The sequence below is a fragment of the Bacillota bacterium genome (assembly GCA_013178415.1).
Lineage (GTDB): Bacteria > Bacillota > SHA-98 > Ch115 > Ch115 > Ch115.
On record JABLXA010000003.1, the window covers coordinates 38,915 to 62,633 of the forward strand.

The 23,719-nt window shown below is 51.1% G+C and carries 19 protein-coding genes and 1 pseudogene; 5 read left to right on the plus strand and 15 right to left on the minus strand.

The window, feature by feature from the left end:
• Nucleotides 1-36: 36 nt before the first annotated feature.
• A complete protein-coding gene (locus tag HPY52_03205; GenBank protein NPV79273.1) occupies nt 37-1,350 on the minus strand; it encodes an efflux RND transporter periplasmic adaptor subunit in 1,314 nt (437 codons plus the stop codon).
• Between the two features lie 38 nt (nt 1,351-1,388).
• Complete coding sequence (locus HPY52_03210) at nt 1,389-2,816, minus strand: TolC family protein (protein NPV79274.1); 1,428 nt, start codon at nt 2,814-2,816, stop codon at nt 1,389-1,391.
• A 277-nt stretch (nt 2,817-3,093) separates the two neighbouring features.
• Between HPY52_03210 and HPY52_03215 the strand changes: the two genes are divergently transcribed.
• Nucleotides 3,094-3,270, plus strand: a complete 177-nt coding sequence (locus tag HPY52_03215) for a small, acid-soluble spore protein, alpha/beta type (GenBank protein ID NPV79275.1) — start codon at nt 3,094-3,096, stop codon at nt 3,268-3,270.
• A gap of 277 nt (nt 3,271-3,547) precedes the next feature.
• Here HPY52_03215 and HPY52_03220 read toward each other — a convergent pair whose 3' ends face one another.
• The 4 genes from HPY52_03220 to HPY52_03235 form a co-directional block, all read right to left on the minus strand.
• Nucleotides 3,548-4,018, minus strand: a complete 471-nt coding sequence (locus tag HPY52_03220) for a hypothetical protein (protein NPV79276.1) — start codon at nt 4,016-4,018, stop codon at nt 3,548-3,550.
• 137 nt (nt 4,019-4,155) lie between these two features.
• Nucleotides 4,156-5,586, minus strand: a complete 1,431-nt coding sequence (gene dgt, locus HPY52_03225) for a dNTP triphosphohydrolase (GenBank protein NPV79277.1) — start codon at nt 5,584-5,586, stop codon at nt 4,156-4,158.
• A 159-nt stretch (nt 5,587-5,745) separates the two neighbouring features.
• Nucleotides 5,746-6,795, minus strand: coding sequence for a 6-phosphofructokinase (locus HPY52_03230; GenBank protein ID NPV79278.1), 1,050 nt, complete (start codon nt 6,793-6,795; stop codon nt 5,746-5,748).
• 8 nt (nt 6,796-6,803) lie between these two features.
• Nucleotides 6,804-7,730 carry a ketose-bisphosphate aldolase gene (locus tag HPY52_03235; protein NPV79279.1) on the minus strand — a complete coding sequence of 309 codons (927 nt, stop codon included), beginning with the start codon at nt 7,728-7,730 and terminating at the stop codon, nt 6,804-6,806.
• Between the two features lie 202 nt (nt 7,731-7,932).
• Here HPY52_03235 and HPY52_03240 point away from each other — a divergent pair, with 202 nt between their 5' ends.
• The gene (locus HPY52_03240; GenBank protein ID NPV79280.1) at nt 7,933-8,691 is read left to right on the plus strand and encodes a ZIP family metal transporter; all 759 of its coding nucleotides are present in this window, start codon (nt 7,933-7,935) and stop codon (nt 8,689-8,691) included.
• Here HPY52_03240 and pyk read toward each other — a convergent pair.
• From pyk to HPY52_03280, 8 genes and pseudogenes are all read right to left on the minus strand, one after another.
• Complete coding sequence (gene pyk / locus HPY52_03245) at nt 8,669-10,090, minus strand: pyruvate kinase (protein ID NPV79281.1); 1,422 nt, start codon at nt 10,088-10,090, stop codon at nt 8,669-8,671. The genes HPY52_03240 and pyk overlap by 23 nt on opposite strands.
• Nucleotides 10,091-10,117: 27 nt before the next feature.
• On the minus strand, nt 10,118-11,110 hold the full coding sequence (pfkA, locus tag HPY52_03250) for a 6-phosphofructokinase (protein ID NPV79282.1): 993 nt from the start codon (nt 11,108-11,110) through the stop codon (nt 10,118-10,120).
• A gap of 65 nt (nt 11,111-11,175) precedes the next feature.
• A complete protein-coding gene (locus tag HPY52_03255) occupies nt 11,176-12,180 on the minus strand; it encodes an acetyl-CoA carboxylase carboxyltransferase subunit alpha (protein NPV79283.1) in 1,005 nt (334 codons plus the stop codon).
• Complete coding sequence (locus HPY52_03260; GenBank protein ID NPV79284.1) at nt 12,177-13,040, minus strand: acetyl-CoA carboxylase carboxyltransferase subunit beta; 864 nt, start codon at nt 13,038-13,040, stop codon at nt 12,177-12,179. The genes HPY52_03255 and HPY52_03260 overlap by 4 nt, the downstream gene beginning before the upstream one ends.
• 36 nt (nt 13,041-13,076) lie before the next feature.
• Nucleotides 13,077-13,274: a glutamate decarboxylase gene (locus HPY52_03265; GenBank protein NPV79285.1), complete on the minus strand. Its 198-nt coding sequence runs from the start codon at nt 13,272-13,274 to the stop codon at nt 13,077-13,079.
• Between the two features lie 37 nt (nt 13,275-13,311).
• A pseudogene (locus HPY52_03270) lies at nt 13,312-16,725 on the minus strand (DNA polymerase III subunit alpha).
• Between the two features lie 37 nt (nt 16,726-16,762).
• On the minus strand, nt 16,763-16,951 hold the full coding sequence (locus tag HPY52_03275; protein ID NPV79286.1) for a hypothetical protein: 189 nt from the start codon (nt 16,949-16,951) through the stop codon (nt 16,763-16,765).
• A 79-nt stretch (nt 16,952-17,030) separates the two neighbouring features.
• Entirely contained in the window at nt 17,031-17,999 is a 969-nt protein-coding gene (locus HPY52_03280; protein ID NPV79287.1) for an aminopeptidase, read from the minus strand.
• Between the two features lie 269 nt (nt 18,000-18,268).
• On the opposite strand from HPY52_03280, the gene HPY52_03285 reads away from it, so the two are divergent.
• Nucleotides 18,269-18,580 (plus strand): carbohydrate-binding protein, encoded by a 312-nt coding sequence (locus HPY52_03285; protein ID NPV79288.1) that lies wholly within the window; start codon nt 18,269-18,271, stop codon nt 18,578-18,580.
• A 930-nt stretch (nt 18,581-19,510) separates the two neighbouring features.
• Nucleotides 19,511-20,518 (plus strand): polyprenyl synthetase family protein, encoded by a 1,008-nt coding sequence (locus HPY52_03290; protein ID NPV79289.1) that lies wholly within the window; start codon nt 19,511-19,513, stop codon nt 20,516-20,518.
• Between the two features lie 57 nt (nt 20,519-20,575).
• On the opposite strand, the gene HPY52_03295 is transcribed toward HPY52_03290, so the two are convergent.
• Nucleotides 20,576-21,730 carry a tetraprenyl-beta-curcumene synthase family protein gene (locus HPY52_03295; GenBank protein ID NPV79290.1) on the minus strand — a complete coding sequence of 385 codons (1,155 nt, stop codon included), beginning with the start codon at nt 21,728-21,730 and terminating at the stop codon, nt 20,576-20,578.
• Nucleotides 21,731-21,894: 164 nt separating this feature from the next.
• Here HPY52_03295 and HPY52_03300 point away from each other — a divergent pair, with 164 nt between their 5' ends.
• Complete coding sequence (locus HPY52_03300) at nt 21,895-23,586, plus strand: nucleoside kinase (GenBank protein NPV79291.1); 1,692 nt, start codon at nt 21,895-21,897, stop codon at nt 23,584-23,586.
• The last annotated feature ends 133 nt before the right edge of the window (nt 23,587-23,719 follow it).

Below are 23,719 nucleotides of genomic sequence, written 5' to 3' on the forward strand. Positions count from 1 at the left end.
ACCTTTTCCTCCAACTTATATCCCACCACCTTATACTCAATGGCGTGGCACTCCCATATTTATCCTAAATTGATTTCCGGATGGCACCCTGGTGCCGGAAAATGATCTGAATGGGGCTCTGGTATCTGAATATCCTGAAGGTGTCATTTGTTGAGCTGTCTCCCTGATCAAGACGCGATCTTCTTCAGAAAGCCCATCCACTATTTCGACAAATGAATCATTCCTCAGACCCACCTTGACATTCCTGGGAACTGGCCCATCTTGACCGGCCACCAGGACAATAGTCCGGCCATACCTTTCCTGGAGAGCGTCAACGGGAAGGACCAGGACATCCTTCTTAGATTGCAGGATAACTGTGACATCGGCTGTCATCCCTCCTCTGAGTTTTCCATCAGGGTTAGGAATGTCAGCAGTCACTTCATAGGTGACTATATTATCTCTGATTTGTCCTTCATATCCGACTGAGCTGACCTTTCCATGGAATCTCTGTCCGGGCAGAGCATCAAGGGTTATCGCCACCTGCTGTCCAGGGACTATCTTGGGCATATCGATCTCGTTCACCGGAATCACAGCCTTCATTTTGGTGAGATCCGCGAGTGTCACCAGGGTGGCGCCCTGTTTGACAACATCGCCCTCTTGCACCGCTACATCCGTTATAGTCCCGTCTATGGGAGCAACGACTGTCAGAGAATCCATCTGTCTTTTTATGGAAGCGAGATTTGCTTCGGCCTGAGCTAATTCTGCTCTCGCCACCTCGACATCTTCTTTCTTCGGCCCGCTGCGCGCAGAATCAAGTTTTTCCTTCGCAGCGATGAACTGTTGTTCGGCCAGTTTCACCCTAGACCGGCTATCCTGGAATTGCTGCTCTGAGATAGCGCCATTATGAAATAGCGCCTCATCGCGGGCCAGCTGTTTCTTGGCATCATCGAGGGATATGCGAGCCTGCTCATAGGAAGTCTCCATTTGCGCGACATCGGATGCATCGGGGCCCGCAAGGAGCTTATTGAGCTTGGCCCGGGCAGAAAGGACTCCGGCCTCTGCCTGCTTGAGTATGACAGGGAGGTCCCCAGGATCGATCTTCACTATTCGCTGACCCTTCTTTACCAGTTCCCCTTGTTTTACAAATATTCTCTCCACCTTTCCATCAACTTCGGGCTTGACTTCGACCCGGAGGTATGGTTCGAGATTGCCAAGGGCGGAAATTGACTCGGTTATTTCACCTATATGAGGGTTGACCTCCTGAAATCTGGCCTGCAACGCCTGATTGTCACGGGCGCCACGGACTCTCTGCCATCCGAAGATTCCGGAGACTATGCCCACCAACGCTATCAAGGAAACGACCATTACCACCCTTCTGCGGGGGATGGATGCCATGAGACTCATCCTTTCTATTCGCCGAGTGACTTGCCTGCTGCTCTCTTTAACCTGGCTTCCGCCAACATATAGTCATATACCGCAAAATCGCGGTTGGTGATGGCCTGCTGAAGAGCAAGCTCCGCCTGGCTTACATCACGATCTGTGGCATATCCTTTATCACGACGCAATTGAATGATCCTGAGACTCTCTTGGGCGAGCTTCACTGCGCTCTCAGCATTTTGCACAGCGCCTTGGGCCGCTATAAAGTCATTGTAGGCTTGGTGTATTGAGAGGACTATCTGCGATTCCTGGTCGCGGACCTGTCTTGTTGCCTGCGCCACCTGTATTCGAGCCTCTTTTTCCTTTTCCAGGCTTACACCACCGTCAAATGGGGTCCACGAAAGGCTGATCCCTGCATGCCAGCCATCGTCTCCCTTTTGCTCCCCAGATAAGCCCGCATTATACTGGCCCATGTTGTATTGGCCGCTTATCTGCCAGTTCAAATCCCATGTTGGATTGCTGGTTGAGAGATCAAAAGATAATTCCTTTCCCGCATAGCCACCTGAAACCGTTATGGTGGGTTTCCGGGACTTAAGGATCTCATCTAGGTTTATGGTAGCCTCCATAAGATTATCCTTCGCCTTCTGCATCTCAAGGTGATTCTCAAGAGCACTTTCAAGGAGCTGGCCAATATCATATGATGATGGACTGTAATCAAACTCCTCTGAAAGGGACACGGAAGCATCCAGCGGGAGCCCGGTCAGCTGGTTAAACTGCAGAGATGCTAGTTCCAGAGAAGCTCGGGCTTTAGTTACATTATCCCTGGCCTCGTCTAGAGTCTGCTGCGCCTTGAGCAAATCCGAAGTAGAGGCAATCCCTAGATTCAGTTTTGTCCTTGCATCTTGGAAGAGAATCTCCGAAAGATCAAGCGATTTCTGTGCTAGGGCCAAGGATTTCTGAGCCTTGAGAAACCCGATGTATGTGGACATGGTCTTGTAGATCACTTCTTCCTTTGAAAGAGCGAGATTCCTTTCCGCATCTCTTATCCGAAGCATTGCAAGCTTTTCCGCCTCGGATGGGCCGGTCAAGTACTTGCCCGTTGGGAGCGAATCCTGAATAGTCATCGTGATCTCCCTCGAGTCCGTCCTTGAATCCGTGCCATTGCTCCAAAATGCGTCTGCCCTGGCACCAACTTTGACCGTGGGATTGATAAGAACATCTCGTGATACCAATGCCAGGTTCGAGCGGGCGATATCTAGGGCGTCCTTAGCATTAGCGACGGCCGGGCTGGCGGCGAGGGCAAGGTCTATGGCTTCCTTCAGCGAAAGCGTATCACCTGTAGATCTATGCAGCTCAATATCCTCATTTTGGCTGGCAATGGCGGATCGTGTGCCCGCCCACGGCATCAATGATATTGCAGTTATGACGAATGTAATCGCCAGGCGACTGGATCTATGCACCGGCTGATCACCACCTTTCAGTATTGGAGGGGCAAAGGCCATGTGTAAGAGTTATATCATCCCGCAAAGGCCATGCGATGCGCGATTATGGGATGATATACACCGATTTCGGGAAGTCAGGGCACCTTCCCCTGAACAGGGTACCCTCCCCTAAACTGGAAAAGCTCCTACCAAGAGTACATAACGCATATGAGCATAATTAAGTTCCTGAGAGATAGAAAATTGCTCATTGGGGATAATATCAGATGGGAAATCCATGATGCGGGGTGTAGAAACTATTGGACGCAAGAAAGACAACGATCAGCTTCGTGAAGAGCGGGCCCTCGACCGGCTCAAATGGGAAACGGCTGAACAACTCGGCCTGGCAGATGATCTGCAAGATGCCGATGAATTGAGCGTACGCGAGGCAGGAAAGATCGGTGGCAAGGCGGACCGTCTATTGCCTCGACAATAGCAGAATGGCCGAGTAGCGTGACGCGGATACCCCACTTATCGCCCGCTTTTATCTCGGTATAGACCGCCATTTTATCGCTGGGACGCTCCCACGTCCCGTTACATAGTAGCTGTCTTAAGATCGATACTCTTTCAGCCGCATCATTGCTCATGTATCTATTATGGAATCCAATCCGGCCCAGTTTGCACATGGAAGATAAAATCTGGTTTGTGACCGGATCAGAGCTAACGCTATATTACGATCCCTGCGGATGCTGAATTGACGCGATACCTCTTCCTCATCCCATCTGACGCGGCGTAAGGCGGACGCTCAGCCAGCGGAGCAGGATGCTGCATCCTATGCCGCCTAATGCCATGAGCCATTCAATAGGTAGGATGGGCGCCCGCGGGATGATGATGTGAACCGTTGCCACCGCCGCCGGAAAGAATAGGGCCTCATATGATAGCGTCTTAAAGAAGCGTGAGGTGAGCAAGCCAGCATTTATACCCCTCATATAGTATTCAGGAATATAGATGCTAAGTGCGATCAGTCCTATGGCAGAGACAAACATGAGACCGTAACCGAGGAGCACCTTCGCAAAAGGCTTCACATTTCCCTCAGCCCCTTGGTGAATACCCTCCGCCATTCCCACAAACACCAATTGATTTCTGGCATTAGTCAGCAAAAAAAGGACAAATACCGCGGCAATACCGATGGTGATGATACTCATCACTATGGCCAGAAATGAATAAAGCGGTCTGCTCTTCATGGATTCAAATCCCTCCTTCCGGCCCTCCGAGGGGCCAAATCATACGCTGAATCTTATAGCCAGATCTCATCGAATCCTGCGATGTCAGAGAGCCCAGCCTTCAAGCGTTGGGAGGAAATGCTGCGGGATTTGATGAATTATGCAAAATGATGCCCTAGCATTCGATCCCTGGGATCGAAAAGTTCCGCATAAAGATCGAGGGCCCCCCGATCAGTCAATGAGGCAAGATAAATGGCAACTTCACGTGCTATGTCTTTTGGATTCGAAAGACCTTTCAGTCTGAGCTGAGCCCCCTCGGACAAAAGCCGGTGATTCTCCATGAGACGATCAAAGAGGCTGGTCATGATCCACCTTTCCTTCTCATTCTGTCGTTCAACCAAGGGGCTGCTATATACATTTTCAAATAGATACTTCACCATCTTTAGAATGCCATCCTGCAATGTCGCTGGTAACGAGATGACCGGGATCCCCCAATTGATCACATCTTCATGGACCTTTAGGTTATGAGATCTGGCAAGGTCGGTACTATATCTTACGGCTTCTTTTATGGTCTTATCTATGAGGTGACGCCTGGCACGGGTGATGAGGAGGCGACGTTTGTCCTCGCGGGATAGGGATTCGGCGCGATGACTCCTGTCAAACTCTAGGACAGCCATCTCCCAGCACTCATGCCATAGACTCAAGCTATCTTCTCCGGCTATAGTCTCGGGGCTTAAGAGGCCGACTTCAATGGCATCCTGAATATCATGTCCGGCATAGGCTATAATATCTGCCAGATTCACTACTTGCGCCTCTGGGATAGGCTGCAGGCACTCGTCGAAATCCCTTGCGGGCCTGTCAAAGGGGGTCTCATGGCGTGCAATGCCCTGGCGCGTCGCATATGTCAAATTGAGTCCCGGGGCGTCAGGATAGACAAGCTCCAGTTCGTCAACCACAAGAAGCGAATGCCTGTTGGAATCCCATCCCCTTTCATCCCCATACCTCCGGAGACATTGGTCCAGCGCCTCTTCCCCTGCATGGCCAAAAGGCGAATGTCCAAGATCATGAGCCAGGGCAATAGCCTCAGCTAAAGGCTCGCTCAATCCCAGCAAACGCGCCATGGTCCGGCTTATCTGAGCCACCTCCAGGGTGTGAGTGAGCCTGGTGCGGTAAAAATCGCCCTCATGGATGAGATATACCTGAGTTTTATACTGGAGTTTATGAAAAGCGACACTATGAAGCACACGGTCTCGATCCCGATTATACGGATCCCTAGGATCTTGGTCGACCACTGGGATCCTCCGAGCAGACCATGGTTCCTTATCTGGAGTGGATAAATATGTGAGGAGAGCCTCCCGCCTAGGATCTTGCTCTGGATGGTTCAAAATCCACACTCTCCCATTGATGGATGTCTTGCCGGCTCCCGTCGCGCCCACAAATGCCACAGTCCGGCCGCGCTTCACATGGAAACTCACATCACCCCCGGCCCGACTACTGCATTTACTGACACTGGCATGCCCCCTGCAGCACAACCCCATCAGGGCGGTGACACTCATGTCCAGATCCAGCCTCAGTAAATAATACCTCAATTTTCATACAGAAACAAGGGGCGTAGAACTTGCTACACCCCTTGTTTGCCTCGTCAGGCTGCGTATGTCGCACTAGATACGAAGAGATGCAATAATAGCAGCCATTTCTTTGAACCGGACGATCCTGCTCTATCAGGAAACCGCCCAGGCAGTCTCAGACTACCGGAAAAGGGATTTGGCCACTTCCCAAAGCTCCGCCGGTACGGTCTTTGTCTTGCCAACTGCGACTTCAAGCGCCACAGGCTTTATGGAATCTCCCACCACCGCGGGCATCATTCCAAACTGCCCGGCCTTCACCATATCTACGGCAGCAAGACCGAGCCTGGTTGGAAGATATCTGTCCCGGAGCACCGGGGGTCCGCCCCTCTGGATGTGCCCGATGACTGCTGATCTGGTGGAGATGCCAGTCTTCTTCTGAATTATATCTGCCACAGCCGGCCCTACGCCGCGGAGTCCAAGCCTGGTATGGCCAAATGCATCTACCTCAACTTCAGCCCCCGCCTCCGCTCCGGCTGCCTCAGAAAGCCTGATGGCCTCAGAGACGACTACTGTCCCGAATCGGCGGCCTTTGTTCTTTATCTCAACCAGATGGTTGCACATCTCGTCGAGATCCGTCTCAAATTCAGGCAGCATTATCCAATCTGCCCCTCCGGCCATGCCAGTCATCAACGCGACCCAGCCAGCTTCTCGTCCCATGACCTCCAGGACCATGACCCGCTGGTGAGATTTTGCCGTGTCCTTGAGCCTTTCCAGAGCATCCACCGCTACAGACACCGCCGTATCGAAACCGATGCAATAATCCGTCCCTGATACATCGTTGTCCATGGTCTTGGGAACTCCCACGCACGGGGCTCCCTCTTTGCTGAGCTTGTTCGCGACTCCCAGAGTATCATCTCCGCCGATCGCGACTACTGCGTCAAGTCCAAGTTTTCCGATATTCTCTATGGCCTTCTGCTTGTCCGCTTCATTCTTGTACGGATTGGTGCGGGATGTACCGAGCATTGTGCCGCCCACGGAGATTATATCCCGCACATCATTCACTCCAATGGGGCCTGCATCTGCCTTAATGAGCCCGGCCCAGCCTTCACGAATACCGTACACCTCGTACCCATAATCAGCTGCACGATATACGACTGCGCGTATGGCGGGGTTCAAACCCGGGCAGTCCCCTCCACCTGTCAAGACTCCAATTCTCTTGATGGTAGCCATTCTCTCATTCACTCCCTTGAAAGCTCTTTCTCGGTCAGCTTCTCTGCTTTACCCATAGGGGCCGCTCCGCGACCCATCGTATCTCCGGCCTTTCCAGAGCATCCAAAGAGGCGCATCTTGGCCTTCACGACTTCTTTGACGAGATCTTTGGCTCGGGTCAAAGCCTTCCTGGGGTCGACTTCATTCGGATTTTTCTCCATTGCTTCTTTGACGCCACGGGTAAATGCCTTGTTCAATTCAGTAGCGATATTGATCTTGCAGATACCTGCAGGGATCCCTAGCCTATAACCTTCATCAGTCACACCTGAAGCGCCATGCAGGACCAAAGGAATACCTGTGAGCTCCTTGATCTTCTTAATCCTGTCGATATCCAGCCTGGCCTCCTGGATCTTCATCCTGTGAATGCTCCCGACAGAGACTGCTAGCGAATCCACGCCGGTCAGTTCCACGAATTTCTTAGCTTCTTCTGGGTCTGTCATCAATGCCTTGAGCTCCTCAAAGCTCACATCCCCCGCCTGAGGCACCTTGCCGAGCTCAGCTTCCACCGGAATCCCACATGCATGGGCCATCTCCGTGATCTTGCTGGTTATCTTGACGTTTTCCTCAAATGGCAGGGCTGATCCATCGAACATCAATGATGTAAAACCAGCCCTCAGGCACCTCACGTTTTGCGCATAGTCTGTTCCATGATCCAGGTGAAGGACTACAGGCACGGATACGGCTTCGGCGGCCACCTTCACCATCCCCACGATCTGCTCAAGACCTGCATATTTGATGGCGCCCTGGCTGGCCTGCAGGATAACAGGAGCCTGTTCCTCCTCGGCGGCCTCGATTATGGCTTGGACATATTCGAGGTTATTTGCGTTGAATGCGCCAACGGCATAACCTCCGGCCTGAGCAGCTTTAAGTACCTCCTTGCTTGTCACTAGCGGCATCTTATAAAACCTCCTTATGCTAAAATATAGCCACGATGGTCCTATGGAAAAGCACCGCCGCGGCCAGTGCTAGGCTAATTGCTCAGAAATAGCATTTGCCTCTTCCCGCCTTCTATTCGGCAAGTATCGCCGGATTCCTGCTGAATGAAGAAATGGAAATTGCATAAAGTGTATCGAATAATGAAAGGAGTGCTGAAAATCTATGGTAGCCGCCGCTGTTCTCGGAATAGTCTCCGGCCTTATAGGCACCGGACTCGGCGGACTCATAACATTCCTACACCCGAGGCCTGGCAGGCAGCTCTTGGCATCACTCCTCGCATTCGCGGGTGGCATAATGCTGTCAATGGTTATCTTTGACCTGTTGCCGGCCTCCATCAACACGTCGGGTGGCATTGCAGGTGCATGTTCCTTCGGGCTTGGCGTCATTGCCATCTCAAGGCTTGAAAAGGCATTTTTCTCCGAACACGGCAAGCCAATTCGCATCATATCGCATGCTTCCAAACGCCCGGGCAGAAATGGATACTTGCGGACCGGCCTGATGGTAGCCCTGGGAATAGCTCTTCATGATCTGACCGAAGGGCTTGCCATCGGGGCGGGATATGCGCTCCAGCAGGACCTGGGCCTCAGGGTAGCTGTGATGATGGCGCTCCATAATATCCCTGAAGGTATCGCCATAGCGGGTCCGCTCAGGCTGGCTACAGTCCGCCCCTGGAAAGCGCTCCTCGTCACTCTCCTGGCCAGCAGTCCCACAGGATTGGGGGCCCTGGCAGGTGTCCTCGCCGGGGATATATCCGCGGCCTTTCTTGGGGTGAGCCTTGCCATAGCAGCAGGCGCTATGACAGCCGTGGCTGCTATCGATCTTCTCCCCGACGCCATAAACATGGCGCAGGTTCACGCAGGAATGGGCGCCCTGATTGGAATCCTCGCAGGCATTATCCTCACTCGACTTGATGTATCTTGATCAGGTTCGTGGTCCCGGGAACTCCCGTGCGCACGCCGGCTGTAATGGCCACTAAGTCGCCGCGTCCGATGATCCCGGTAGCAAGGCCTGATTCTACGGCAATATCGAGCATATCATCGATATTTCTAGCAGAGCGCGATACTATGGGGCAGACTCCCCACACAAGCGAAAGCTTTCGTGCAACATCGGGATTCGGAGTGACGGCCACGATAGGCACCCTCGGACGGTACTTGGAAGCCATCCTCGCGGTAGCTCCTGACTGAGTGGATGTCAGGATTGCCTTTATATGTAGATCGTGAGCTATCTGGCTGGCAGCATGACTTATTGCGTCGGCCACCGTCGGCGTTGGGGTCATCTGCCTTTCAAAGAAGATCTCCTCATATCTCGAACTTGATTCGATAGCCTCAGCTATTTTTGACATCATTTTCACTGCCTGGACCGGATAGCATCCCACAGCGGTCTCCCCTGAAAGCATGATGGCGTCAGTGCCATCGAGAATGGCATTTGCCACATCGGTGACTTCCGCCCTTGTCGGACGCGGGTTATGAATCATTGACTCAAGCATTTCAGTAGCGATGATAACCGGTTTGCCTTTTCGATTGCACTCCGTCACGATCATCTTTTGCACCAGAGGGACCCTTTCAGGAGGCGTTTCAACCCCAAGATCCCCGCGAGCCACCATCACTCCGTCTGCCGCTTCCACGATTTCGCTGATATTATTGACCCCTTCACCGGATTCGATCTTCGCGATCACATCAGCATTGCTACCACATTGCCTGACCATTGTCTTGACTTCAGCAACATCCCGAGCCTTGCGGATAAAGGAAGCGGCAACGAAATCTGCTCCCTGGGAGAGCCCGATGCGCAGGTCCTCGATATCCTTATCGGTGACAGCAGGAAGGTCTATGCTGACCCCGGGAAGGGTTACTCCTTTTCTTGAACCAAGAATTCCGCCGGAGATTACCTGACATAAGATATGATCACGAGCCAGATCCACTTCTTCCACCTGAAGCTCAATGAGCCCATCGCTCAATAATATCCTGGATCCCGGCCTGACTGATTGGGTGAGCTTTGGATACCCGATGCTCAGGATCTCGGCATTGCCTTCGAGGGGCCTTGTAGTCAAGGAAACAAACGATCCAGTCGTCAGCTCTATCTTGCCGCCTTCCACCGGCCCGGTCCGGATCTTTGGCCCTGCGATGTCAATCATCAGGCTCACATGCCGGCCGAGCTGCGAGGCTATATCCCGGACGGCGGCCATCCGTCGTATATGCTCCTCATGGGTTCCATGGGACATGTTGATTCTCGCTACATCCATGCCAGACTGGATGAGCTTGCGCAAAAGCTCGGGTGAATCAGTCGCCGGGCCGAGGGTGCAGATAATCTTTGTCCGTTTCATACGACTTTCTTCCTTCCAAATCTCAGGTCAAGTAAGCATCTGCGCCAACCGGTAATCGTCCAGGTTTATGGATTTCTTCTGACTTATCGCGTAGGTGATATCAAAATCCTGAAGCTGGCCGCCGATGATTCCCACCATTCTTCCTGCGGAGCCGGACATGAGAAGTTTTACGGCTCGCTCGCCGAATCTGGAAGCGAGGATCCGGTCCTGAGCCGTGGGATTGCCGCCACGCTGTATGTAACCAAGCACAGTGACCCGGGTCTCGAGGTCTATCTTGTCCCTTATCGCTCTCCCTATCTTAAACCCCGCGCTATGGCCGAATTCCAGGTCAGGATCATGATATCCGCCGACTCCCTCGGCGACTACTATGATACTATGAGTCTTGCCGCGTTGATAGCCCTTCACGATCTTCTGACAGATTTCGTCCAAATTGAACGGGACCTCAGGGATCAGGATATGTTCGGCTCCCCCTGCGAGGCCGGCAGAAAGGGCTAGAAAGCCTGTTGTCCTGCCCATGACCTCGATGATATTGACCCGGCCATGGGAGCTTGCAGTATCCCTTATCTTCGTGATAGCATCAAGGGCAGAGTTCAGAGCAGTGTCAAATCCTATGGTATAATCTGTACAGGATACATCATTATCGATACTTGCAGGGATTCCCATGGTCGGAACTCCCAAATCCGCCAGGCATTTCGCTCCCCTGAAGGATCCATCGCCACCTATGACAACCAGTCCTTCAATTCCATGTTTCTGTAGTTGGGCGACTGCCTTTTTCCGGCCTTCCTCTGTCTTGAATTCCTCAGATCTCGCCGAGCGAAGGATGGTACCCGCCCTCTGAACGATATCTCCCACGGAACGCGTATCCATCTCAGCCATCTCACCGTTGATGAGACCGGCATAACCTCTCGATATCCCTACGACGCTGAGGCCATAATATAATCCTGACCTTACCACAGACCTTATCGCAGCATTCATCCCCGGCGCGTCGCCGCCACTTGTGAGTACAGCTATTCGCTTCAAACTTCCTCCCTCCAACCACAATCGCGTGACTTCACCGAATATCCAAGTATATCCAGTAAATATGCTCACGAAAAATGCTCAGCTGCTGCCGCGTTCTCGCGCCCAGGGTTTTCCTGACTCACCCTGTAGACACCAATCATCCTGTATTTTTGGTATCTCTTCTCTACCAGCCGCTTTGGCGGGATCGAGACAAGATCGGACAGGTGACGGATCAGGCAGGCCTTTATCGACCCTGCCATCGCGCCTGGGTCTTTATGAGCCGCGCCAAGAGGCTCCGGCAGGACCTCATCCGCGATGCCTAGATTCTTTAGGTCAGCAGCTGTAAGTTTGAGGGCCTCTGCCGCATCTTTAGCGCGCGATGCATCTTTCCATAGGATAGCAGCGCATCCTTCCGGGGAGATTACGGAAAAGTAAGCGTTTTGCAACATTATCAATCTATCAGCAACGCCTATAGCGAGGGCCCCGCCGCTTCCGCCTTCACCGGTGACGACAGCGATGATTGGCACCTCGAGCCCCATCATCTCATAGAGGTTGGCTGCAATGATCACTCCCTGGCCTCTCTCTTCCGCCTCTATGCCGGGATAGGCGCCTACCACGTCGATGAAACACACAATGGGGCGGCCAAATTTCTCAGCCTGTTTCATGAACCGGAGGGCCTTCCGGTAACCCTCAGGGTGCGGGCTGCCGAAGTTCCTGGCCAGATTCTCCTTTGTATCGCGCCCCTTCTGAGTGCCAATGACTGTGATAGGACGGCCGGCAAGTCTGCCAATGCCGGCAACGATGGACTTATCATCTCGAAAGCATCTATCCCCATGAAGCTCGATGAAGTCGTCAAGTATGCGGGAGATGTAATCAAGAGTGGTAGGCCGACCAGGATGACGGGCAAGCTGCACTCTTTGCCATGGGGAGAGATTATTATAGATCTCCTGGCGCAAGGCCTCTGCCTTTCTTTCCAGCGTAGCGATTTCCCCTGACAGGTCGATCTGGCGCTCTTTACTGAAAGACTTCAGCTCCTGAATTCGTCCCTCGAGTTCCACAAGGGGCTTCTCAAAGTCAAGGGCTCCTGTCATCTTGCTTCGACCACCCTCCTGGCATGGAGAGAAAGGAGGTAAGCGAGTGTAGGTTTCAGCTGGCTCCTCTCCACTATTTTATCTATCATCCCGTGCTCCAAAACAAATTCGGCCGTCTGAAATCCCGGCGGCAATTTTTGCTTTATGGTCTCCTCGATGACTCTCGGACCGGCAAACCCTATATGCGCCCCGGGTTCAGCGAGGACAATATCGCCAAGAGAGGCAAAACTAGCGAATACGCCGGCAGTGGTCGGATCGGTGAGAACTGAGATATACAAGAGCCCGGCCTCGCTATGTTTCCTCACTGCGCCGCTCGTCTTGGCCATTTGCATCAAAGATAGGATGCCCTCTTGCATCCTGGCCCCGCCTGACGTGCATATCATCACTACAGGCAGATGCCTAGAAATAGCCCTTTCAAAAGTGCGGGTCACTTTCTCTCCCACAACAGAACCCATGCTCGCCCCGATAAAACCGAAGTCCATTATGCCAGCAGCCACGGGGTAACCTTCTATGAACCCTTCCCCGGTGATGATGGCCTCAGGGAGGCCGGTCGCAGAGACAGATTTCTTGATCTTCTCCTGATAGTCGGGGAAAACTAGCGGATCATCCGGTATCAAATCCTTATCATATTCAACAAAAGTCCCTTGATCAAAGATCATCTCGACCCGTTCTCTGCAGGATAGCCTGAAATGGAACCCGCATTTCGGACATACCTTGAAAGTGCCGGAGAGTTCTTTTGTGTATATCATCTGATCACATTTCTCACATTTTACCCAAAGGCCATCCGGGATCTCACGCTTCGACGCGACCGGCCTGACAGTCACATAGCGCGGTTTACTGCGGAAAAGATCCTTTAGCATGGAGGACATATGATCCCCTCCAAACATATCATTCGACTACTTATCGAATTCCTCGCTGAGAGCTGCCTGGGCGTCTTCTGCCTCCGATTCAGGAACCAGGATCTCGAAGTTGCACGCTGATCCATGAGAAATCCCAACCGGACGTATTGTTGCAAGGTACCCCTGCTTCTCCAGGAATTCTTTCATAGAATCTGCAACAGAGCGACTTGGAGCAATATATACAACAGTCCACATCGGCAACTCATGCCTCCTCTCGCGATCGCCAGGCGAATCACCCTGCCGTCCTCATCCTGGAGCCTAATAGACCGTGTATCATATTGAGGAGATCGGCACTTCCCCGAACCCACAGATCCGGCGGCGTTGATATTATAGCCTTTCCTTCGGCGGTCTTTACCGTCACAAATACAGGTCTGTCGCCCTTGTTTTGCTCCAACACATTTCTAACCCTGGAAAGGAGCTCTTGTTTCAGTTCTGTCGAATCAAGCATAATATTCACATCTTCTCTGGTCAAGGGGATGATCTCATTGGCTATGAGTTTGGCCCCCTCTTCTTCCTTGCTGTCTGTCTTACCCTGTATTATAACTACCCGGTCCTCGGAAAGAAAAGATGAGTATTTCTCATAGGTTTTCGGGAATACGATGACCTCAACTGAGCCATAGAGATCCTCAACCTCAACGAAAGCCATCTGCTGCCCGTTCTTGGTGGTGATTTTCTTTATAGCGGTGACCATGCCCCCAATTGTGACATCGGTTCCGTCCGGGAGATGGGGCAAGGTAGCGCATGTTACCGTAGCCAGTTCCCTTATCTGATCCGCTACAGGCATAAGCGGGTGCCCCGTGATGTAAAGGCCCAGGAGTTCCTTTTCCATGGCCAGCCGTTCCCTCTCTGGGAATTCGTCTATATCGGGCAAGGGTATGTCATACGACGCGAACTCCGACTTTTCCTCGAACAAGTCGAAGAAAGAAGCCTGGCCGCCATTTTTCTTTCTCCTGCCGGACTGCGCCATATCATATGCAGTATCAAGAATAGCCAGTAACTGCGACCTGCGATGCCCCAGAGAATCGAACGCGCCACAACGAATCAGACTCTCAGTAACCTTTTTGGTCACAACTGAAGTATCCACTTTCTCGCAAAAATCCATCAGATTCGTAAATCTTTTATGCTCTTTTCTAGCTTTTATGATGGCTTCGACAGCTGAACGCCCTACATTCTTTACCGCAGCAAGGCCGAATCTTATACCACCCCCGACGACAGTAAAATCAGTGAGGCTTTCATTCACATCAGGGGGCAATACCTCAATGCCTTTACGTCTGCATTCATCGATATAGAAGGCTACCTTGTCTGTATTGCCTGATACGCTTGTGAGCAGAGCCGCCATGAATTCCACTGGATAATGGGCCTTTAGATAAGCCGTCTGATAGGATATCAAAGCATAGGCTGCGCTATGGGATTTATTGAAACCATACCCGGCGAAATACTCCATGAGATCGAATATCTCATTCGCCGTCTTTTCGGGCACCCCTCCTTTTACCGATCCTTCCACAAACCTTGTACGCAGTCCGGCCAGGACTTCAGGCTTTTTCTTGCCCATGGCCCGCCTCATAAGGTCGGCCTCGCCCATGGAGAAACCGGCAAGGTAGTTCGCCACCATCATAACTTGCTCTTGATAAAGCATGATGCCATAAGTTTCCTTAAGGATGGGCTCAACCTTGGGGTGAGGATATTTTATCTCAATTTCCCCATGTTTTTGCTTGACAAAGTCAGAAATGCAGTTCATCGGGCCGGGCCTGCCTAGGGCCAAGATGGCTATGAGATCCTCAAAAGATTGCGGCTTTACCTCCCTCAGCAGATTTCTGAAGAGGCTGCTCTCCAGTTGAAATACGCCCATTGAGTCTCCTTTGCATAGCATCTCATAGACCTTGCTATCGTTGAGCGGCAGGTTGGACATGTCAAGTTTCTCATGAGTAGTAGCTTCTACTATCTTCACGGCATTCCCTATCATCGTAAGAGTCCTGAGACCCAGGAAATCCATCTTGAGGACGCCCAGGCTCTCCAGGTCTGACATAGGATACTGGGTTGTTATGACACCATCAGAACCCCTATAAAGCGGTACATGCTCCATCAAGGGTATATCAGAAATGACTACTCCGGCGGCATGGACGGAAGCATGCCTTGGCATTCCTTCCACGCCCCTCGCCATATCTATGAGGGTCCTCACCCGTTCATTGGAATCATATAGAACCTTCAGGTCAGGAGCGGTCTCAAGGGCTTTATCTATCGTGATGTTCAACTCCGCAGGCACCAATTTGGCTATACGGTCGACTTCAGCATATGGGAGAGCAAGTGCCCTCCCTACATCACGGACTGCCGCCCTCGCTGCCATGGTCCCGAAGGTTATGATCTGCGCCACTCTATCTTCGCCATATTTTCTCGTTACATAATCAATGACATCCTGGCGTCTTTCATAGCAAAAGTCCACATCGATGTCTGGCATGCTTACCCTTTCGGGGTTTAGAAAGCGCTCAAAGATGAGCCCGTATTTGAGGGGATCCAAACTTGTGATCCCTAGAGAATATGCCACAAGGCTCCCGGGGGCCGAGCCTCGGCCAGGCCCCACGTAAATGCCAGACTGCCGGGCGAAGTGTATAAAATCCCAGACTATGAGGAAGTACCCGCAATACCCCATTTTCTGAATGACATCTAATTCGTAATTCAGCCTATCTTGTATCTCCTGAGTCACCTTGGAATAGCGTTTCTTAACCCCGTCAAAACAGAGCTCCCGGAGGTAACTCTCTTCTGTATGGCCCTCGGGCACAGGATATCTGGGAACCCTTGAACGGCCAAAAGTGAAATCGAAATTGCACCGATCGGCTATTGCGACGGTGTTCTTGAGCGCTTCATCGAGCTCCCCCGCAAATGACCTTTTCATTTCTTGAGGAGTCTTGAAATAGAACTGGTTGGTAGGAAATTTCAATCTGCCGGTGTCCTCTACTGATTTCCCTGTTTGAATGCACAGCAACACATCATGGAGCGAGGCATCCCCCATGTCCAGGTAATGGACATCATTGGTAGCTACAAGAGGAATCCCTAGTTCCCGAGACATAGCCACTATCTTTTTGTTTACCTCATCCTGATCAGCGATGCCGATATCCTGTACCTCCAGGAAAAAGTCATCCGGCCCGAAGATCTCCCGGTATTCTCTGGCCTTGTTGTATGCCTCCTCCTGGCGGCCTGCCAATAAAAGCTTGGGGATTTCCCCCGATAGGCACGCCGACGTGGCGATGAGTCCCTCGCTATACTGGCGCAAGACCTCAAGATCTACGCGGGGCTTGTAATAGAAACCTTCCGTGAAAGCAATGGAGGAAAGCCTCACTAGATTACGATACCCGGTCTCGTTCTCAGCCAGTAAAACTAGATGGTGAGGATCATCATCCACTTTGGGCGTGCGGTCATGCCGCGACCTGGGAGCGACATAGACCTCGCATCCTATGATAGGCTTTATGCCGGCCTTTTTCGCAACCTTGTAGAACTCAACTGCTCCAAAAAGAACGCCATGATCAGTCATAGCGACTGCATCATAGCCCATGGCAAGAGCCTTCTCCATAAGCTTGTCCAGTTTACAAGCGCCGTCTAGTCAAAGAAGAGAGTACTGTGTGTGCAGGTGAAGGTGCACAAAGTCTCCCATCCAAGATCACCCCCCATAGGCCGCAAGACCCTCCAGTTTATTCTTTCTCATCAGGGGCCTCTTCTTCTCGCTCTCTATCTTTCCATAGGAGGTTCTTATTTTTCTCCCCCAATATATCGGCCTCTTCCTCTTCATTCGCTTCCGTCATCATCATATCGAGGAAATCCTTATCATCGACATCAATGGGCTTGTGAGCCATCTTCTTGCCTGAACGCCTCTTGATCATGGCTAAGACCTCCAAGTTATCCCGCTATTGCTGGCATTATAGGCCATCCTTTTATATTACCCTGATAAGAGGTGAAAATCTATAACAAATACCTACCATCTTGAATGACAACCTTTCCATCGATCTCCAGAGTGGGCGAAAGCAAAATACCATCAAGGTGGCTTTGCACCTTGATCTTTCCGCCAAAGCCGCTGTTGTTCCCGATGGCCACATGGACAGTCCCCATCGCTTTCTCATCCTCGAGGACTTTCCCTGTGACCACAGCGAGGTCATTTGTGCCTATGCCCAATTCAGCGACATTCAAAGCATCTCGTCCAAGCCCATTTATTACTTTTTCGAGAAGGACCTTGCCTTCTCCTCCCTCTATTCTTGACACATATCCATCTTCAACATGCAATACGAGAGGTTCAGCCAAGAGGCCAACGCCGGCCATTGCCCCATCCACCACAAGCACTCCGCTGGCCGTTCCCTCTACAGGCGCTATATACGCTTCACCCGCCGGGAGATTTCCAAAATCTCCAGGGGTGAGATACTGGCCCGTATCGGGATAGCCGATTCGTCCCTCAATGGACATTACGAGATCTGTCCCGCGAGCGCTGGTTAGATGAACCCTGACGCCTGAACTAAGCACCTCGGCAAGGTCGATGCTTCTCTCGGCGATAGCATCATAATCTGCCACAAGCGTCCTGGCCATACATTCTTCTGTTATTCCCGGCAGACTCGCAATCCTCGCTCCCGCTTTACATGCCTCCTTGCGAGCCTCGGTATGGGAGAGAGATTTCGATGTGGGAATCAAAACAACCCGTGCCGATTTCATAGCCTCTGCGACGACCCTGGGCGGTTCCTCGCCATTCCTCTGCCGTGGCGCCATCTCCAGGATCATCGCTTCTGCCCCCAACTCTGATGCTTCAGCCCAAAATATCTTACCTATGGAGCGAAGCGGAGCATCTGTTACAATAAGACAGGTCTCTTTAGATTCCAGCCCCATGCATTGACGAAGCGCGGTCCTTGCGGCACGCCTGAGATCTGACGGATCAACCTGAGACATACATATCTCCCCCTTATCTTAAGCCTAATTCTTGCTCCGTTCCACTTTTCCTGCCTCAGGACGAAGCTGCAAAAGGCAAACTTAGGCAACACTATGGTACCATTGACTACTGTACACGAATTCTTCTCGTCTTATGCCTTATGCCTTATGCCTGATGCCTCTCGCTCTATGGCTTCTTCTCGCGCATAGAAAACATCAAAAAGATCTAATACTAAATGTTGACGCAGGTCAAGTAATTTCTATGAGGAGGCGACAGAATGGCAAGAAGGATGATAGGAGACCTGTTCCTTGATGGTAGAGTTGCGGTTGATCCATTTCCACCTTCCACCGGGAAAAAGGCTGTCATAATGTATAAAGGGCTGCTGGCAAAATCCGGAGCCGATGCAGTCTATGCTCACGTTGGATATGGGTACGACAACTGGTCAAACGTAAAAACAATTCCCATGACGAAAGTAGACCAGGATACGTGGACGGCAGAGATCCCCATCGAGGGCGAGACAAAACTGAATTTCTGCTTCAAGGACGGGGCAGATAACTGGGATAATAACAACGGTCTCAACTGGGGCTGCGCCATAGTCTAACGGGGAGAACGGGGATGGTGATACCGTCCCATCGGACGCGGCATGGCTAGGTGATGGTGGTATCGTCCCATCGGACGCGACCTTGCAGCAGGTCGCTCTGTGATCCGAGGACCTATACCTTGAGGGCCGAGGACCACCGAGCAGCCTCGCAGCAAGGCTGCGTCCGGCGTAAGGGATACCGTTGCGCCCCAGCGCGGCTATGCTGCGTCCGCCGGGAGGAGTATCCATAATCCATACCCCGGCCATGCCGCGTCCGAGCGCGGGGATGAGTTGGTGGTTACCGAGAGTGGTGAGTTTTTAGGCAGGTCTCTGGGGAGAGTGGCAGGTTTTTAGTCACCTTAAACTGGGAGTGGCAAGTTTTTGGGCAGGTTACGTGCGGAAGTGACTAAAAATCCGTCAGCCTAGACCAATGGTGACGAGACTGTAGGCAGATTCCCCTTAGAAGTGGCTAAAAATCTGTCAGCTTCCTCGCTGGGGTGGCGATATTCTCGCCAGGTCGGGATGGTTTTAGCAAAGTCTGGGTCAAACTCACCTTGAGGTGGCTGAAATTTAGGCAAGTTTCGCTCAAATGTGGTCAAGATTTCGCCAGCCCCGGGTCTGGGGTGGCAGATTTCTCGCCACCTTCCCCTTAGATTGGAAAATTATAGGCTATGATTATCCATAAAAAGGAACTTTATGGTATATATTGGCTGGAGGTGGCGATACTCTAGCCAGCCTGAATGCAGAGGTGGCTGGGATCTTACCAGCCTCCGCTTTCAAGTGGCGAAAATCTAGCCAGCTCAGCCCATGAGACGCAATATCGCACCGCATATTCCAAGTTTGAGCTTGTATGTCTCTCTTATATGTCCGAAGTACAGTTTTCGAAAGCATTATTAGCACAGCGATTCATGCTCTCTATTTGTTATTTGAATAGAAAGGATCAAACCAGAAATGACATCTCAAACCATACCCCAGGAAGCTAGCTTTGACCAAAAGCTGGCCTTTCATTTGTTGCACCCTAGATTACCAGCGGTTGAAAGGCGTCTGCTAGAGATAGTGGGCAGTGACAAGAGCCCTGCAGGTGAGCTTGCGGCCATCGTGGTGAAGGCCGGAGGGAAGCGAATACGACCCGCATTGACCCTCATCTCGTCTGATTTCTTCAAAGACAATTGTGACCATGAGATGACCATTGATGTGGCCTCGGCCATAGAATTGATCCATATGGCGTCCATCGTTCATGATGATGTCATAGATGGGACCAGTTATAGGCGGAAGAATCGAACACTAAATGCCGCATTCGGAAATCATGTTGCCATTCTTGCAGGCGATCTCTTTCTTTCCAAGGCATTAGCGATTCTGAGCAGCCATAAAAAGTATGAGATAATCAATATATTGGCAGAGACTGTGACATACATGTCTGAGGCTGAAATAGAGCAATCGCTGCGGGCCTTTAATGATAAGGTGACAGAGGCTGAATATAATCAATATATCGGCAAGAAAACGGCGCACCTCATGGCGGTATCATGTTATGCAGGTCTGCTGGCAGCCGGGGCCTGTGAGAAAGCGATGTCTCATATGTGGCACTACGGCTATTATATGGGCATCGCCTTTCAGATAATAGATGATACCCTGGACCTCGTCGGGGACCAGAAGACCATGGGGAAAACCATTTGGCAGGATCTCCCCTCTGGCATTATCACTCTACCGGTTATCAAAGGGCTGAGTCACCCCAAAGCAGGCCCATTTTTATCGAAACTCATTCATTCACGAAAGTTTGATCATGAGCGGATGAACAGGGTGCGAGAGATCTTGTTGGAAATCGGGGCGATAGAGTATGCGCGTGAACAAGCCCGCTCTTACATAAGGTCTGCTCAGGAAAGGCTCATGTTGATGCCACCATGTGAAGCGAGAAACAAGCTATTTGCCATATCGGAGCTTAGTTTACAAAGAAATGCGTAGCAGCCAACCCCAGGATAGTCCTGGGGAAAAGGAGATGCAGACGCAGGGGACCGCCTGCTACACGACTCCGGCAGTCCTGAAAAGCTTTACAAAGGCTCTGGTGATGAACGCCTCCGGGCCTATCTGGTCAAAGAAATGTTCTGACGCTTCTTCAAGCCCCTGGGCGCTGACCTTTCTATCGGAAAGATAAAGGGCCAGCAACCCCTTTACAACAGTTGTGTGGAATGAAGCAAAAGAAAGCCGGGATGCCCGGCGAAAGCCCTCATTTACAAAGAGACTCAATCTCTCACGGCACTCCTCCTGATTTTTGTAGTAGCTCACGAAATTCAGGTCACCGCCCTCTTCATCCTCCCTCTGGTCAATGAAATAATCCAGCAGGATGTGCAAGCCAGCTATCCAGGGGAAATAGGCTTCGATTAGACTCTGAACATCCCTGTTTTGCAGTCCTTTTAGCGCAGAGGCCGCTATCAGAGCAAAGATCCCGAGAGTCGACCCGCACGCTGCGGCAAATTCCCACCATCGAATGTCTCTGAGGGTGAACTCTCGTCGATGTACATCTATGGATCTATCTGCATATTCATCATACCACCGGATGAGAAGGGATTCACGGACGCTCAGATCAGCATGTTTCTTGATCTGCAGGTCACAATAAAGCCTTGTAAATTGAATAACTTGAGGTTTCACCTTCTCATAGGAAGGTAGATGCTTGAGCTGGTTCTTACATTCCTCTACAAGTGAAACCAGATAGCCACCATCATTCTTATGGGGATAAAGGCGATAATAGTCCCTATCAAGACTCGGGCCATCTGGCTGCATGGAATCAGCAGGCTCGAGCGCATCGAGCATGGAGCAATGGAGGGCGCTGAAAGCATTCTCATCATAGCAGCCAGCTCTATCACACAAATTGTCCAGGTAATCGCTGATGGTCTGAAAGGCCACTATAAATCTGACAATATGGTATAACTGGTCTAATGCAAACGAAAAGTTGGAATGACCCAGGGTGAACAGAGGATAGGCTGCATATACGGAACCTCCTTGTGCATGAAACCGTTTATGGAGTATACTGGACCTGCCAAGATCGCGTAAAACTATATTAGGACAGGAATTCAGCCCGGTCCTCCACCTTTTGAGTTCGCGGTCTACTGCGGGAAGTATGCGAAACGCCATGGTGAATATGATATCCAGCTCAGCAAGGAACTCTCTGACCGACAAAATATCACCATCCATTACTTGACATTCCTAAAACCTGGCTATGGCAGGCCCGCTTAGCCTAAGCAGGCTCCACATTAGATTCCCCGGGATAGCAAGGCTTATTCATGGTTATGGCGCGCATTTAAATTTAATCCATACTATATAGGATCAGGAGGTTTTCATAGATGTCCGACCAGAATGAGATTGAGATAACGATTATGATGCCAGGCGAAGTAAAACGCCGCGTGCCACGGGGCATAACGATCCAGGAACTGATCAGGCAAGACATGCCGGCCCCAAAGGTCCCAGTGGTAGCGGCAAAGATTAACAACGATCTTGTCGAGCTTACAGCAAGACTCAATGAGGACTCAAAGGTCGAATTTGTGGATATGAGCTCTGAAGATGGCATGAGAATCTACAGGCGCAGCGTCGTCTTTGTGTTGATCAGGGCTGCCCGTGAAATTCTCCCAGGATGCAGGGTGAGAATCGAGCATTCTCTTGCCAACGGGTTATATGGCGAGATTTTCTGGAAGCGCCCCCTCACGGAAAAGGACGTGAGTAATATAGAAGCCAGGATGTGGAAAATAGTTGAAGAAGATGTGCCGTTTGAGAAGAGCCGGATTTCCAAGGAAGAGGCCATAAAGCTATTTCACGAAGATGGGCAAGATGATAAGGTGCATCTACTCAAATACAGGCAGGCGCCAACAGTAAACATTTATAAGTGTGGCTGGCTGCATGACTATTTCTATGGTTACATGGTACCGTCGAGCGGATACCTGAGATATTTTAAGCTGAGATTCTACCTGCCAGGTTTTATCATCGAGTTCCCGAGGATAGAGGACCCTACGACCATCCCCCCCTATGTGGAACAAGGGAAACTTGCAGGGGTATATTTCGAGGCAGAAAAATGGGGTAATATTCTCAAAGTCGCAAATGTGGCATCGTTGAATGATGTTATACTTTCTAAAGATGTCGGGATGCTCATACGGACGGCAGAGGCTTTTCATGAGAAGAAGATAGCAAGGATAGCGGATATGATAACACAGGATAGGGACAGGCTGAGAGTGATCCTCATCGCAGGGCCATCTTCGTCCGGCAAGACAACATTTGCGCAAAGACTGATGGTAGAGCTCAGGGTAAATGGCCTCGATCCCGTGTCAATTTCACTGGACGATTATTTCGTTGACAGGGAAAAGACTCAAAAAGGAAACGACGGGAAGCTCGACTTTGAATCCCTGGAGGCCATAGATATCGCCTTATTCAATGAAGATCTGACGCGACTCATTCAGGGTGAAGAAATTCAGGTGCCAAGGTTCAACTTCCTTGAGGGCCGCCGTGAATATCGAGGCGAAACTCTGAGAGTCTCAAGGGATCAACCTATAATAATCGAAGGTATCCACGGGCTAAATGACAGGCTGACTCAATCCATTCCAAAGGGTCGGAAATTCAAGATCTATGTGAGCGCGCTCACTCAATTGAATATCGATGACCACAACAGGATCCCCACCACAGATGTCCGGCTCATCCGCAGGATCGTAAGGGACAACAAATTCCGTGGACACAGCGCCGCCAACACCATCCAGATGTGGCCGATGGTGAGACGCGGAGAGGAAAGGAATATATTCCCATTTCAAGAAGAAGCGGATATCATGTTCAATTCAGCATTACCATATGAATTAGCGGTTCTCAAAACACATATCAGTCCCCTGCTGGAAGCTATCGGAAAGGATATGCCAGAATACAGCGAGGCAAAGAGGCTGCTCAAATTTTTGAACTATTTTATCGCCATAGACGACGATGAAGTGCCTCAGAACTCCATCCTTCGTGAATTCATCGGGGGAAGCTGTTTTTATCGGGATATCGAGAAGGCGTCATAGAGTCGATAAGGGCGATCCCGTTCCATGGAAAAGTCTAACGGAAAAGAAGGAATAAGAAGATGCGCGGAGAAAATATTGTCCGGCTATAGACATCTTTGATCCGTGTAGTATAATCTGTCTGGGTGCGGTATAT